Source organism: Ruegeria sp. AD11(2025) (assembly GCF_056542405.1).
On the sequence record NZ_JBQFZU010000017.1, the window covers coordinates 55,348 to 68,667 of the forward strand.

At 56.0% G+C, this 13,320-nt stretch carries 14 protein-coding genes; 13 read left to right on the forward strand and 1 reads right to left on the reverse strand.

Features of this window, described 5'->3' with window-relative positions; genetic code table 11:
- Window positions 1–45 precede the first annotated feature (45 nt).
- The 12 genes from ACR1XY_RS16200 to ACR1XY_RS16255 all read left to right on the forward strand — a co-directional run bounded on the left by ACR1XY_RS16200 (window position 46) and on the right by ACR1XY_RS16255 (window position 11,330).
- The gene (locus tag ACR1XY_RS16200; RefSeq protein WP_480594651.1) at window positions 46–1,002 is read left to right on the forward strand and encodes an AAA family ATPase; all 957 of its coding nucleotides are present in this window, start codon (window positions 46–48) and stop codon (window positions 1,000–1,002) included.
- Window positions 927–1,904, forward strand: a complete 978-nt coding sequence (locus ACR1XY_RS16205) for a DUF58 domain-containing protein (protein WP_480594652.1) — start codon at window positions 927–929, stop codon at window positions 1,902–1,904. The genes ACR1XY_RS16200 and ACR1XY_RS16205 overlap by 76 nt, the downstream gene beginning before the upstream one ends.
- Window positions 1,901–2,272, forward strand: a complete 372-nt coding sequence (locus ACR1XY_RS16210; protein ID WP_480594653.1) for a hypothetical protein — start codon at window positions 1,901–1,903, stop codon at window positions 2,270–2,272. Before ACR1XY_RS16205 ends, ACR1XY_RS16210 begins: the two co-directional genes overlap by 4 nt.
- Window positions 2,250–3,227 carry a VWA domain-containing protein gene (locus ACR1XY_RS16215; RefSeq protein ID WP_480594654.1) on the forward strand — a complete coding sequence of 326 codons (978 nt, stop codon included), beginning with the start codon at window positions 2,250–2,252 and terminating at the stop codon, window positions 3,225–3,227. The genes ACR1XY_RS16210 and ACR1XY_RS16215 overlap by 23 nt, the downstream gene beginning before the upstream one ends.
- Window positions 3,224–4,123, forward strand: coding sequence for a vWA domain-containing protein (locus ACR1XY_RS16220; RefSeq protein WP_480594655.1), 900 nt, complete (start codon window positions 3,224–3,226; stop codon window positions 4,121–4,123). The genes ACR1XY_RS16215 and ACR1XY_RS16220 overlap by 4 nt, the downstream gene beginning before the upstream one ends.
- On the forward strand, window positions 4,120–4,794 hold the full coding sequence (locus ACR1XY_RS16225) for a hypothetical protein (protein ID WP_480594656.1): 675 nt from the start codon (window positions 4,120–4,122) through the stop codon (window positions 4,792–4,794). The genes ACR1XY_RS16220 and ACR1XY_RS16225 overlap by 4 nt, the downstream gene beginning before the upstream one ends.
- Window positions 4,791–5,972, forward strand: a complete 1,182-nt coding sequence (locus ACR1XY_RS16230; protein ID WP_480594657.1) for a hypothetical protein — start codon at window positions 4,791–4,793, stop codon at window positions 5,970–5,972. The genes ACR1XY_RS16225 and ACR1XY_RS16230 overlap by 4 nt, the downstream gene beginning before the upstream one ends.
- A gap of 110 nt (window positions 5,973–6,082) precedes the next feature.
- A complete protein-coding gene (locus ACR1XY_RS16235; protein WP_480594658.1) occupies window positions 6,083–6,802 on the forward strand; it encodes a response regulator in 720 nt (239 codons plus the stop codon).
- A gap of 9 nt (window positions 6,803–6,811) precedes the next feature.
- Window positions 6,812–7,969, forward strand: a complete 1,158-nt coding sequence (locus ACR1XY_RS16240) for an FIST N-terminal domain-containing protein (protein WP_480594659.1) — start codon at window positions 6,812–6,814, stop codon at window positions 7,967–7,969.
- Between the two features lie 2 nt (window positions 7,970–7,971).
- The gene (locus ACR1XY_RS16245) at window positions 7,972–10,227 is read left to right on the forward strand and encodes a hybrid sensor histidine kinase/response regulator (RefSeq protein ID WP_480594660.1); all 2,256 of its coding nucleotides are present in this window, start codon (window positions 7,972–7,974) and stop codon (window positions 10,225–10,227) included.
- 45 nt (window positions 10,228–10,272) lie between these two features.
- Window positions 10,273–10,947, forward strand: coding sequence for a hypothetical protein (locus ACR1XY_RS16250; RefSeq protein WP_480594661.1), 675 nt, complete (start codon window positions 10,273–10,275; stop codon window positions 10,945–10,947).
- A 47-nt stretch (window positions 10,948–10,994) separates the two neighbouring features.
- On the forward strand, window positions 10,995–11,330 hold the full coding sequence (locus ACR1XY_RS16255) for a hypothetical protein (protein WP_480594694.1): 336 nt from the start codon (window positions 10,995–10,997) through the stop codon (window positions 11,328–11,330).
- A gap of 20 nt (window positions 11,331–11,350) precedes the next feature.
- Here the strand turns inward: ACR1XY_RS16255 and ACR1XY_RS16260 are convergent, their stop codons facing one another.
- Window positions 11,351–12,163, reverse strand: a complete 813-nt coding sequence (locus tag ACR1XY_RS16260) for a quinoprotein dehydrogenase-associated SoxYZ-like carrier (RefSeq protein WP_480594662.1) — start codon at window positions 12,161–12,163, stop codon at window positions 11,351–11,353.
- A 122-nt stretch (window positions 12,164–12,285) separates the two neighbouring features.
- Between ACR1XY_RS16260 and ACR1XY_RS16265 the strand changes: the two genes are divergently transcribed.
- Window positions 12,286–13,317, forward strand: a complete 1,032-nt coding sequence (locus tag ACR1XY_RS16265) for a quinoprotein relay system zinc metallohydrolase 2 (protein ID WP_480594663.1) — start codon at window positions 12,286–12,288, stop codon at window positions 13,315–13,317.
- Window positions 13,318–13,320 lie beyond the last annotated feature (3 nt).

The window sequence follows — 13,320 nt, forward strand, 5'->3', positions numbered from 1 at the left end:
TAGCCTGAGTGCAGGCATTGCGCCTCAGGGTCTATGGGAGGAATTATGGACACAAGGCCTGAAAACCCGCCGCGCACGATTGCGGGATTGTCTGGGTATTTGTCGCAGGGGCTTGTTGGCCACGAGCGATTGGTAGAATCCTTGCTGATCGCCCTGCTGGAAGGCGGCCATCTTCTTGTGGAAGGGCCGCCCGGGCTGGCCAAGACTCGCGCCGTTAAATGGCTGTCGAACGCTGTCGAGGGCAGTTTTGCCCGTATCCAGTGCACGCCCGACTTAATGCCCTCGGACGTGACCGGAACGCCTGTGTACCAGCCCCATGAAGGCCGTTTTGAATTTGTTCCGGGGCCCGTGTTTCACACGCTTGTTTTGGTAGACGAGATCAACCGCGCGCCACCAAAGGTGCAGTCCGCCCTGCTGGAATCCATGGCAGAGCATCAGGTCACGGTTGGCAACGAAACACACGCACTGCCGGATCCGTTTCTGGTCATTGCCACCCAAAATCCGATTGAACATGACGGAACCTTTCCCTTGCCTGAGGCGCAGCTGGACAGATTCCTGCTGCACGTCGTGCTAGCTTTGCCGGATCTGGAAACGGAACGTCAGATTCTCGACTTGGTGATTGCTGAAACGCAGGAAGGTCCGCCAGATGTTCAGAAGATGACGCTTGCGGAATTAATGATTGCGCGTACCGAAGCGCAGGCAGTGCATGTGGCCCCGGAATTGCGCGACTATATTGTGCGCCTCGTGACCGCGACCCGTACGGGCCCGATTGCTGAACAAGTAGAACATGCGGTCTCGCCCCGTGGATCGCTGGCTTTGGCCTCGGCATCGCGCGCGCGCGCCTATTTGCGAGGTCGCGATTTTGCCCTGCCCGAGGATGTGGCGGCAGTTGCGCCCGATGCGCTTGCCCATCGCATGGTGCTGACATGGCGCGCCATCGCGAATGGCAAAAAGCCCCGCGAACTGGTGGCGGACATTCTGAATGTGGTCGAGCCGCTGTGACGGGCGTGCTGGCTCATGCGGGCGTCAGCCTGACAACTGATGCCTTGATCGCCTTGCGGCATGTTGCGTTGACTGAACACGAGAACTCGGCAATGGCGGCCTTGCCCGGAGGGTTTCTGACCCGAAAGCGCGGGCAGGGTATCGAGGTTGCAGATGTGCGCGAGTATGTGGCGGGTGATGATATTCGCCACCTGGATCGTGGAACAACCGCCCGCACAGGACGCCTGCATATCCGACAGTTTCAAGAGGAGCGGGATCGGGTTGCCCTGTTGGTTGCCGATTTCCGCGCGTCGATGTTCTGGGGCCTGAAGCGCGCCTTTCTCTCGGTTGCCGCAGCTGAGGCTCTGGCGTTGATCGGATGGCACATGGTTGAAAGTGGCGGGCGTGTGGGTCTGCTGGCGATTACGACCGACACATCCATCATTGTGCCGCCGCGCGGAAAAACGCGGGGGATGCTGGATGTGATTGGCGGTCTGGTTCAGGCCCATGTGCGCAGTCTGAATAGCCTGCAGAAGGGTGAGGATGTGGGCTGGACGCTGGAACACGCGCTTGCCGGTGTTGAACGCCTGACGCCCACCGGGTCCGAGATCATCATCGCGTCTGGCTTTGATCAGCAGGGTGATGGGTTTTCTGACCTGCTGGACCGGCTTGATCATCGCCGAAACCCACGTCTTGTCCTTGTGACTGAAAGCAAAACACATGAGATGCCAAGCGGCTGGTATCCGATCCAACTTTCAGATGGGCAGCAAAGGCGCGTTTATCTGAGTGAGGCGGCGCCTGATGATGTGGCTATATATCAGATGGTTGCCGCACATACGGCGCTTGTTTTGAATGCCAGCGACCCGGTTGAGCAAACGTCTCGCCGCATTTCGTCAGCCTTTGCGTCAAGATACGTGTCATGAGCGAGACGGCCCTCTCTGAGGCCACAATGCTGGCCAGTCTGCGGGACATCCATTTACCTGCTGAGGCTGCAGGCGGGGTGATTGCAGAATATGCGGTTGTCTTTGGTATCGCGGTTTTGGCGTCAGTAAGTTGCGTCAGCATCCTGCGATTTCTGAGTGTCAAGACTGCCGCAAACAAACCGATGGAACCTCTCGATCACTTTGCAGTTCAACCGGGTTGGTCTGCGGATCGGCGCAAGGTGGCGCTTTTGCACAGGCTACGCGCTCAGAACCCGACGCGTTATGCGGAACTGAGGGGTGAGCTGTATAAACCCGGCGGAGGCCCCGATCTGGAGACTCTGCAAGATGAGGTTGCGGGTCGTGTTTGAACTTGCTGATCCCTGGGTCTTGCTTCTGTTGCCGTTGCCTCTAGTGATCGTTCGTCTGATCAAACCACGGCCAGTTTTTGAACGCGGGTTCCCGGTTCCGGATCGCATTGGCGGGATGCTGCTGGCGGCAAGTCCTCGGGTCAACGCCGCGAACCGGCCCTTGGCAGATCGCCTTGCTTTGTGGGCCGTTTGGGCGCTGATTGTCGTTGCTTTGTCCGGTCCTCGTGAGTTGCAACCCGTCAGCGCCTTGAAGGTTTCAGGGCGGGACCTTGCGATCGTTTTGGATCTTTCAGGTTCGATGGTGCGGGATGATTTTTATCTCGATGGGCGCCAAATCACCCGGTTGGAGGCGGTGACAAGTGTCGGGTCCGAGTTCGCCAGACGCCGCGCTGGCGACCGAGTGGCATTGATAGTGTTCGGGTCCGAAGCCTATTTCGCCACGCCTTTCACATTCGATACTGAGGCAGTTGCGCGACGGATCGAAGAGGCCACGATAGGTATATCGGGCCGCGCTACCAACATTTCCGATGGTCTGGGCCTCGCTTTGAAGCGTCTCACTGACAGTCAGGCGGCGTCCCGCGTTGTGATCCTGTTGTCGGATGGGGTGAACAACGCGGGGGCCACGAACCCCCGAGGCGTGGCGGAATTGGCGGCTGAAATAGGCGTGCGGGTTCACACAATAGCGCTCGGTCCCAAAGACCTGCAAAGCGCAGAGGTAGGTGAACGCGGCGTGGTTGATGCGGCCACCCTGCGCACTATAGCCGAGGTATCAGGGGGTGAGGCTTTTCGCGTCAAAACCACCGATGATCTGATCGACGTGACGCAAGCGCTGGATCGGTTAGAAGCGACAGATAGTGCGGGCCTTACGGCTGAGGTCCACAAGTCCTATTGGACATGGCCCGCAGCAATGGCAGCGGCACTTGCCCTGATGGCGGCGTGGAGGCAGGCGCAATGAGTGAATTGGATTTCACTCTGCTCAGGCCGTATTGGGGGCTTTCCGTGATCTTAATATGCGCGGTCAGCTGGTGGATTATACCCCGCACCGGCGGGTTCGGAGCCTGGGACAAGGTTACCGATCCTCAGCTAATGAAAGCGATGGCGGCGATTGGCAGGATCGAAGGTGGTTCGTTCCCGCTCACGCCAGTTGCCTTACTGCTGACCAGTGGGATCATTGCAGTTGCTCTGACTGGCCCGGCCATCGAACGGCGCGACGCGCAAACCTATCGCAATCTGGATGGCGTGTTGTTCCTTGTGGACGCGTCAGACAGCGTGGTGGAAGACAACCGCTGGCCACAAATGCTGAGCATGGGGCGTTTTGGCATCAGCGCTATTGGATCCCGGCCCGGTGGTATCATTGTATTTGCAGGTGATGCCTATGTCGCGACGGACATGACGACGGATCACCGCCAATTGGGGCAAACTTTCTCTCTCATCAATGGCGAGACCGTGCCGGACAAAGGATCTCGCCCGGTACGTGCACTGGCTTTGGCGCTTCAGCGATTGGAGGAGGCGGGGATCCTTGCCGGGGACGTGGTGATATTCACAGATGGTGACGGATTGGGCTCAACTTCGCTGCAACAAGTCGCGTCTCTTGCGTCGCGCGGGGCGCGCGTGTCTGTGGTGTCGTTGCAGACTCCGACGGCGCAGATGCAAACGCATACCGGTGTCGGCGGTGGCGCGGTGTTCACATTAGACCAGACAGATGACCTGGCGCTTTGGTTGGCTGATGACGCCGCAACCAGGCTGGAACGGGCAGACTACCCCGTGTTGTTTTGGCACGATCTGGGGCGGTATTTGTTGTTTTTGGCACTGCTCCCCCTCTTGTTGATGTTTTGGAGGGAGCGCGCATGAGGTGGTTCGCGATCGCAGGTGCTGCTTGCATTGCTCTTGCTTTTGTCTTGGGAGGAGCTGCCCCCTTTGGGCGCGTTGCATTGGCTATTGGTCTATATCCGATGGCGGCGAACCTGTTCTCCAATTCGGACTGGCAAGGTGTCGCCTTCTATCGTGCTGGGGAATTCGAAAAAGCCGCCGAAGCTTTCATGAGCGCCGGCAACCGATACAATCTCGGCAATGCCGAGGCCCAAAATGGTCAATTTGCTGCCGCGCTGGAGGCCTATGATCAGGCCATTGCCAAAGGTATTCCGGACGCTCAGGCGAATTTCGATGTGTTGGCCGCTTATTACGCGGGGCAGCAGATCGATCCAGAGGCATTGGGCCTTTTTCCGGAACGCAAGTCAGGTCCCAAAGCGGAAAGCTTTGTGGCCCGTGGGAACGCGCGCGCGGCTGGAACGGGGAGTGAGGTCACGAATTCGAACACGATGCTGGGATTGGCAGAATTAGACAGCCGCGGGCGACTGGGTGTGCGGCGCATCTTTGATGACAAGTTCATGGTTGCAGACCAACGATGGCTCAATCAGCTGTCCGATGTTCCTGGTGAGTTTATGGCGGCACGGATTGCGCAGGAACACAAGCGCAGGGTGAAGCTGGGTCTTTCGCCTCCCGAAGCGGAGAGCCCGGAATGAAGTGGTTGGTCTTACTTCTTATCGCTTTCCCGGTTCATGTGCTGGCGCAGTCAAAGACTGTTTTGCCGTCCGAGGCATCGATAGAGGTCACCATCGAAGACGACACCTCTGTTCCCTTCACTCGTGAGATGGTGCTTTTGACGATCCGAGGTGTCTACCGTCGGCACATCACTCGGGAAAAACTTGTCCAACCCGATTTTGAGGGGTTCAGTTGGGCGCAGCTGGGGCCGGACAGTTGGTCCGAAGAAAGGATCAATGGTCGGAAATACAAAGTGTTTACCCGACGCATGGCGGTCTACCCGGTCGAAGCTGGCGAGCTTGCGATTGGTCCATTCATTCACCGGCTGACCCTGACTGACGAAAATGACGACTGGTTCGAACATGAGATTCAATCGGAGCCGTTAACCATTCAGGTGGCAGAAGCCCCTACAACGAAGGATTGGTGGTTTCCGGTGCGCAAACTGCAAATCTCGGACCAGTGGTCGAATGCCCCGGATCAACTTGCTCCGGGTGAGGGTGTCCTGCGCGTTATCCGGCTGGAAGCGTTGGGCGCCACCCCAGAGATGATACCGCCGATGCCGGAGTTAACCTCACCTTCGGCCCTGATTTTTGCGCATCCTGAGAAACGTCTTGTCGAACTGACACCGGAAGGACCAGTGACCTACGCATTCTGGCGCTGGACCATTCGCCCGTCTAACGACACGTCGGGCATCGTTGTGCCCCTGCGATTCAGCTATTTCGACACCTTCGCGCGCGAAGCTCGCGAGGTCACGATTTCACCTCAACGCATTGCCTACGGCACGGTCACCGGAGCGGTGCCCTCTGACAGCCCCGAGGAGGTAGCGCGCCCTGTGACGTTGCTGGAATGGCCCGTATTCGCAATCGCCGTTGTCGTCTCTCTGGCTGTTCTGGTATTGGGCATGTCGGGGCACAAAGTGGCCGCTTCAAGGGCATTGCAGCGATTTGGAGTGTTCGATCCACTGGTCCGAGAATTGCGGGGTTGCGCCAAGGCCGGTCGTGCGGACGGGCTGCGACAAGCTGCTGTTGCTATCTTACGTCGTGACGGATCCTCATCCGGACGCCTTGAGCAAATACGAGACTTTGACCGGCAGGTATTCGATCCCAAGGCGGCAGCACCTGATTTGAATGAATTTGCCAGGAAGTTCCTCAACAATTAGGCTCTCGGAGTCATCAAGCTTTTGTTACCTAAGGCAACTTTCGCTCGTATCAAAATGAAACAGTTGAACTGATCAGGAAATGCTGTACTTTTCCCATTGGAGGAGAAACCATGCATATTGCGGGATGCCCTGAACCGGTAGACCAAGTGTCCAGCGTCCTTATCGTTGATGATCATCCGCTGTTTAGCGACGCATTGGCTGCGGCGTTGCAACTGAATTTCGAGAATTGCCGGATTGAAAAAGCCAACACGCTTGCGCAGGCATTTGAGATACTTGGCGAGGGCTTCAAACCTGACCTGATCATGTTTGACCTCAAATTGCCGGATGTCACAGGTATTTCGGGTTTTCAACAGTTCCGACAGCGCTGTCCGAAGGTGCCGGTTCTGGTTATTTCGTCGCTTGCATCCGGAGAGCTTGTGCGCTCTTTGATGGATCACGGTGCGATGGGGTTTCTTCCCAAGGATACGCCAGCGCAAACACTCAAGATTGCGATCCAGGAGATTGCGGCTGGCCGTAAGTATGTGCCTGTCGAATTCAGCCGAGTTGAAGAGACAAAGCCAGCAGAAAGCATTGTCTATCAATCCAGTCCCGAACTTTCGTCGCTCACACCGCAGCAAGTCAAAATTCTCAAGCTGATATGCGTGGGCCAATCCAACAAACAGATCGCATATGAGCTGTCGCTGGCCGAGGCGACGGTCAAAGCGCATATCACCGCTTTGCTGCGTCGCCTTGGTGTGCGCAATCGGACCCAAGCTGCTGTTCTGGTCGACTCGGTTGTCGCCCGTCATGCGCGACATGAGCCGGAGGTCAAATCCTTTCTTCAACACTAGGGGGCTTGCATGCGGGATTTGGAACATGGACCGAGTTTTATTGCTATTGGCCGCTCCACTAGCTCGGACCCGACAATCGCCGTTGAAGAAGCCTGCGCGGGCATTGATTGTCTCTCATCTTGCTTCGTCTTGGCCTTTGTTCCCAGCAACCATGATCCTGCGGAAATATCGCGTCGCCTGAACTGGAAGCTTGCGGGCGTTCCAGTTTTCGGTTGCACTACTGCGGGGCAAATAACGCGATCGGGTTATGAATCGGATGCGCTGTTGTTGCTGGCCTTTCCCAAGTCCAACTTTCGATGCTCCTCCATTCTGTTCGAGGAACTCAGACCGCTGGACTCGACGGAAATTGCAGCCACCGCGCAACGTCAGGCCGAGAGGTTTCGTCATACGGCTGGATGGAACAGATTGGCGCTGGTGTTTTCAGATGGATTGTCCAAGCAAGAAGACCTGCTGGTCTCAACTCTGGAAACGGTTCTTGATGGATTGCCGATTTTTGGCGGCTCTGCCGGAGATGGCCTTCAATATGAAGAAACGTTTATTTTACATGGCGGCAGTGCCTACAGCAATGCAGCCGTCCTGTTGTTGATTGAGACCAACCTTGGTTTTCAAGGCATCGGCTTTGACCATTTCCTGCCAATCGGGTCGGAGATCATTATCACCGATGCCAATCCGGAAGAGCGCGTGGTCTATGAAATCAATGGCGCTCCGGCCGCACAGGAATATGCGCGGCTAGTCGGCTGCGCGGCCGAGGATCTTTCGCCGCTGGTCTTTGCAGAAAACCCGCTGCTTTTGCGGCAAAACTTGAACTACTACGTGCGCGCCATTCGCGAACCGATGGAGGGGGGCTCACTGTCCTTTCTCGCGGCGATTGATGATGGCCTAATCATGACTTTGGGACGCGGGAAGGAGATCATCGAAACCCTCAAGGCCGGGCTTGATGTGCGTGACAATGCCGGATCGGCACCTGATTTCATCCTTGGGTTTGACTGTATTCTGCGCAAACTGGAAATCGAACAGAAACAGCTGAGCAAGCAGGTCTCTGACGTTTTGCAATCCCACCGGGTTGTTGGTTTCAACACCTACGGAGAGCAACAATCCGGTGTACACATGAACCAGACCTTTGTGGGGGTCGCCTTCTTTGAACCAGAGAAGCGGGACCTGAGCTGACCATGCTGAATCCAGACGATCCGCTCGAGATCCAGGTCTCGAAACAAGCCAAGATAATTGATGCGCTTATACGGCGCGCCAATCGCCAGAAAGATGTAGGTCCGTCTGCCTTCCAAGCGTTTCAGTCCGCGATTGAGTTGCAGCAGCAGGTGATGGAGCAGAGCCGTGATCTGGCGCGCGCAACCACCGAACTTGAAAGCGCCAGATACGAACGTGAGCAAACCCGCAAGAGTCTCGTCAAAGCGCTGTCTTCCATGGAAGAAGGGTTTGCGCTGTTCACCGATGGTGAGTTGAACCTGTGTAACGAGCTGTTTCAGGCGATCTTCCCGGACATGTCGGACATTGTCGGGCCGGGTCTCAGCTTGGGACGGTTCTTTCTATTGGTGCAAAGCAGCCCTGAGTTCGTTTCGTCCGACCATGGTATCTCGAACATGTTGGATACGCTGGAGCGCAATTGCCACACGGGCATGGTGTCAAGCGACGTGATCGAATTGCGTGGCGACCGTTGGTATCAACTCAGCGCGCAATACACGTCATCGCAGAACGTGGTTATTTTGCTGACCGATATCACTTCGGTTGTGCGTCGAAACCGCGATGAGAAAGAGACTCTGATTGACCGACAGGAAGACTACCTTCAGGCGGTTTTTCAAAACATGAGCTCTGGCGTATGCACTTTCTCGTCAGAGTCCCAGATCATGATGCACAATGCGCGGTTTCGAGAGATTCTGAACCTGCCGCTCTCTCTGTTGCAGGGAAACGTACCTGTGAAAACGCTCTTGGATCTGATGCGGACGCGCGGGCTGATCAAGGCCGATGATGAACGCAGGATCGGTAAGTGGCAGCACGAACTAAAAAGTCGGGGTTGGCTGCGCAAACGTGTGCGCGACGGATCGGATCGGGTTCTGGACATACAAGTCAACCAACTGCCAGATGGTGGTTTTCTGGTCGAACTCAAAGACGTGACACTGGAAGCGCGTGCGACAGAAACTCTGGAAAACCGGGTCATGGAACGCACGGCTGAATTAACCCATGCAAACGCCAAGCTGGTTCAGGAGTACGAAGAAAAAGCGCGGGTGGAAGAGGCACTGCGGATCGCGAAGGAACGAGCTGAAGCCGCAGTATCTTCCAAGACACGATTCCTTGCAGCGGCCAGCCATGATCTGCTTCAGCCGATCAACGCGGCAAAGCTGATGATTTCTACCTTGCTGGAGATCACGCGTGAGACCGAGCTGTATGAGATGATGGAGCGGCTGGACGGTGCATTCGGCTCTACCGAACAGTTGTTGCATTCATTGCTGGATATCTCAAGGCTAGAAACTACTGATCCGGATACGGTTTCACCCACGGATGTCAGTCTTGCGTCGATGATTGAGGGGATACAAGGCGATCAGACGCTGGTTGCCGAGACCAAGAACGTGAGGCTTGATGTTGTTCCGTGCTCGGAAACTGTAAACTCAGATCCGGTCTATCTGTTTCGCTCGATCCAGAACCTGGTGGTAAATGCGATCCAATATACCGAACCCGGAGGTCGAGTTCTGGTGGGCTGTCGCAGGCGTGGCCATAAGGTCATCTTGCAAGTCTGGGACACGGGTATTGGTATTGCGCTCAAAGATCAGGAACGCGTTTTCGAAGAATTCACACGGGCCGACAATGTGCCATTGGGGTCTGGCATGGGACTGGGGTTGTCAGTGGTAGACCGCGCCTGCCGACTTTTGGGCCATAAGCTGTCGCTTCGGTCAAAACCTGGTATTGGATCTGTGTTCAGCATTGAAATGGACAGGGTCGAAGCAGGACAAAGTGCCGTTGAACCCCTTGATCTTCTTGCGAACACGAGCGATGTGCCGCTCGATTTCATCGTTTTAGTGATCGAAAATGATCGTGATGTTCTATTTGGCACGACGCAGTGGCTGGAACAAAATGGTGCCAGCGTTATGCCAGCCCGGTCGCCGCAGGAGGCATTGCAATTCATAAGAGATATCGGAATGCCGCCCGATATCGTTCTGGCGGATTATCAACTGGATGATGGTGAAACCGGAGTGAACGCAATTCGTCAGATACGCGAAATGACGCAGACCCAGGTTCCGGCAATCTTAATCACCGCGGATCGCAGTGAAGCCTTGCGCAAAGACGGATTACAGCTTGAGATTTCGGTCATGACGAAACCGGTAAAACTGCCTCGGCTCCGGTCTTTGATCATATGGAAGACTCAGCGCGCCATCGTTACCAAGACGCTCGACACCGACAAAAGTCGGCGGTGACATGGGGCGATTAGCCCATACTCTCTTCAATGGGAGGACAAGATCATGAGAGTGTTTCTATACGGGCTCGCAATTTCGATTTGGAGTTTAAATCCAGCGTCTGCGGCCTCGATTGATGCAGAACAGGCTTATGAATTGCTGTTTCAGGATGGGGTTCTGGACACTATCGCAAGGGATAAGGAACTGATCTACCAGCGCACCGTCACGAACCAGATCAGGCCCGATGCAGCCGAACGTGATACCGGCGATATCGCTCTCAGTTTCAGGGAAGACGGGGCCGAAATGGCGCATCTGGAGTTTCGTCAAAACGACAAACACCGCGCTATGGGCGTTTTCCCGGCCAGCGTCGGGAATCCGATGATCATGGTTTTTTACGAAAGCGCCATCCGGGATATGGCTGAATCCGCCGGAGGCAGCCCATTCTACATCCGAAACCGTGTCAAAGATGCGCTGGTTCAACCTGCCGAGGTTGTCGAAGGTGAGGCTGTGGTCGACGGCAAAACCATCTCCGTACAGACCATCCTCATGCGTCCTTTCGCTGAGGATCCTAACCGGGACCGGATGCAAGGGTTCGGAGATCTCGTCCTCAGCGTTACGGTGTCAGAGGAGGTTCCGGGTTGGTATCTGCGCCTGGTTGCAGAAGCCGCACCGGAAGGCGAAGGCGCAGCAATCTATCGATCGGAGATGCAGTTTGAAGGCGTGCAGGAGGGTCGCGAATGAAAGCCCTAGACCTTAGGTGGGAAAGTATCCGCATGACCTGTACAGCTATGGTCGCGGCTGTTCTGGTTGCACCGATCACAGCGTCAGCACAAAGCGTCGCCGACCGGCTCAACGATTACCCTACCGCTGCGCGCGCGGATTACGTATTCGCATGCATGGTGACCAACGGCCAGACCCGCGAGATGCTGGATCGGTGCTCATGTTCAATCGATCTGATCGCTTCAATTCTTCCTTATGAACAATACGAACAGGCGGAGACTGTCCTTTCGATGCGTCGGGTCGGGGGCGAGCGAATGGCGTTCTTCAAAAGCGCCGTACTGGCCGAAAACATGGTGGCTGACCTGCGCCGGGCGCAGGCCGAAGCAGAAGTTGTCTGTTTCTGAGTGAAACGGGGACCAGCCGGTTAGCTGGCCGCAGCCTTGGGCAGATCTTTCTCGAATGTGTTGCCCTCGGTATCCGTTGCCTTGACCGTCAACATGGTTGAGCCGTCGTCGTTATAGGAAAAGCGAAATGCCGGGTTCTCTGAGATCGAGATACCACCGTCCATGGTGAACAACAGCTCATCCCCCTGCCAGACTTCGATGTGGTCGATGAAATGCGCAGGAATGAACAATTGCGTAACCTGATCGCGCTGTAAGCCGGAATAGTTCGGGTGCCGGATCATGATCTGTGCTTCACGGCGTGGTGTTGAAATCTGCGCTTCTTGCCCAAAGCTGCGCAGCTTCATCTTACCCATCGACGCCAAAGCGACCTCGGGGTCTTTACTGGCTGGTGCCGAGCAGCCGCCCGAGGCTTTGACAAACCGGCCCGTCATGTGGAGACCTTCCGGCGTTTCTGCGATCACGCGGACATTCGAGTATTGGTTCACGCGGACTCGCATTTCGAAATCCAACTCACCCATGGCAGGTGAAAACGTGAAGACACCTGCGATTGGCGCGGGGTTTTCGTCGATCACCACAGTGGCGGCAGAGATTTTGACATTTGGATCAAGCTGCTTCAGAACGATGGGCACCGTTGCCGCGTCGTGTGCCCTATAGGGTGCGTCCAATGAAAGCAGCGTATCCGCACTCCCTATTTGAACATCGCCCACCACATCGTATTGCAGGTCGTGCCAGGTTTCGCTGTCGACTAGCGGATTCTTGACCGGCTGTTCCGCCCAAGTGGGCAAGGATAGCGCAAGTGAAAGGATCGCTGCGGGTGCAATTGCTCTGGCCATGTGTTTTCCTCCGGCAACCGGTGCTGCGGATTATGCCACAAAACCCCAGGAAATTATATGCCGACGAAAGGCGGTGTGGTTCTGGCAGTGAACTGTGCCAAGGTTCGGGATGGAGAGTTGCCATGTTTGAAGCCGTGATTTTGCTATGCGCGCAGGCTGCGACCGAGCCCTGCAGAGAGCAGCTTTTGCCGGGCTACGAGGCTGAAAATCAAGCTGAGTGCGAACAAAAACTTAAGGCGCAACCTCCGTCGCTTTCCGACGGTCACAGCGGTGAACCCGTCTGCCAAGCCATTGGGAGGATATTGGAATTTGATGAAGTTGCCCCCGGCCTTTTCGTGCATCGCGGTTTGATTGAAGAGCCTAACGCGGACAATCTGGGGGACGTGTCGAATTTCGGATTTGTCATCGGACTAGACAGTGTTGCAGTGATCGACACAGGAACAGCTCCCTGGATGGGAGAAGCCATTTGGCGCGCTGTTCGGGCAGAGACGGACAAACCCGTCAGTCACGTCATTTTGACCCACATGCACCCCGATCACACTCTCGGAACTGCGCCGCTGACCCTGACAGGGGCGCAGATAATTGGCCATGTGGGGTTGGAGAGAGCGTTACTGGACCGACTGAGCAATTACGTTGAAAGCCTGAGCGCCGTTATCGGTTCCGACGCCTATGTGGGTGTTGGGCCAATTACTGTCGATATCGCTGTTGAATCCGAGGAAGAGATTGATCTGGGTGGGCGCAAACTGATCCTGCGTGCCTGGTCCAGAGCTCATACCGGGAATGACCTGACGGTCAAGGATGTGAACACCGGCGTTATGTTCGCAGGCGATCTGGTGTTTCATCGGCACACCCCAGCCTTGGACGGCCAGCTGATCGGCTGGCAGCGTGTTCTAAAAAAGATGACCGAGCTGAATATTACCCAAATCGTGCCCGGTCATGGTGGCCCGATCCTGGCCTGGCCAGAAGGCGCCGAGGACATGGTGCGCTATCTGGATGTGTTGGAAACTGACACACGCGCCGCAATCGACACGGGTCAGCGACTGGGCGATGCGGTTGAAACAATCGCTCAAAGTGAAGCGGAACAATGGGAATTGTTTGACGCTTATAACCCGCGCAACGCCACGGTCGCATTTACCGAACTTGAATGGGAATAGCCC

Excerpts from the sequence above, each read along its gene's own strand:
- ACR1XY_RS16240 (WP_480594659.1), top strand. The coding sequence starts at position 6,812 with ATGCGGGATTTGGAACATGGACCGAGTTTTATTGCTATTGGCCGCTCC.
- ACR1XY_RS16250 (WP_480594661.1), top strand. The coding sequence starts at position 10,273 with ATGAGAGTGTTTCTATACGGGCTCGCAATTTCGATTTGGAGTTTAAAT.
- ACR1XY_RS16215 (WP_480594654.1), top strand. The coding sequence starts at position 2,250 with ATGAGGTTGCGGGTCGTGTTTGAACTTGCTGATCCCTGGGTCTTGCTT.
- ACR1XY_RS16210 (WP_480594653.1), top strand. The coding sequence starts at position 1,901 with ATGAGCGAGACGGCCCTCTCTGAGGCCACAATGCTGGCCAGTCTGCGG.
- ACR1XY_RS16265 (WP_480594663.1), top strand. The coding sequence starts at position 12,286 with ATGTTTGAAGCCGTGATTTTGCTATGCGCGCAGGCTGCGACCGAGCCC.
- ACR1XY_RS16200 (WP_480594651.1), top strand. The coding sequence starts at position 46 with ATGGACACAAGGCCTGAAAACCCGCCGCGCACGATTGCGGGATTGTCT.
- ACR1XY_RS16255 (WP_480594694.1), top strand. The coding sequence starts at position 10,995 with ATGGTCGCGGCTGTTCTGGTTGCACCGATCACAGCGTCAGCACAAAGC.
- ACR1XY_RS16235 (WP_480594658.1), top strand. The coding sequence starts at position 6,083 with ATGCATATTGCGGGATGCCCTGAACCGGTAGACCAAGTGTCCAGCGTC.
- ACR1XY_RS16225 (WP_480594656.1), top strand. The coding sequence starts at position 4,120 with ATGAGGTGGTTCGCGATCGCAGGTGCTGCTTGCATTGCTCTTGCTTTT.
- ACR1XY_RS16230 (WP_480594657.1), top strand. The coding sequence starts at position 4,791 with ATGAAGTGGTTGGTCTTACTTCTTATCGCTTTCCCGGTTCATGTGCTG.
- ACR1XY_RS16245 (WP_480594660.1), top strand. The coding sequence starts at position 7,972 with ATGCTGAATCCAGACGATCCGCTCGAGATCCAGGTCTCGAAACAAGCC.
- ACR1XY_RS16260 (WP_480594662.1), bottom strand. The coding sequence starts at position 12,163 with ATGGCCAGAGCAATTGCACCCGCAGCGATCCTTTCACTTGCGCTATCC.
- ACR1XY_RS16220 (WP_480594655.1), top strand. The coding sequence starts at position 3,224 with ATGAGTGAATTGGATTTCACTCTGCTCAGGCCGTATTGGGGGCTTTCC.
- ACR1XY_RS16205 (WP_480594652.1), top strand. The coding sequence starts at position 927 with ATGGCGCGCCATCGCGAATGGCAAAAAGCCCCGCGAACTGGTGGCGGA.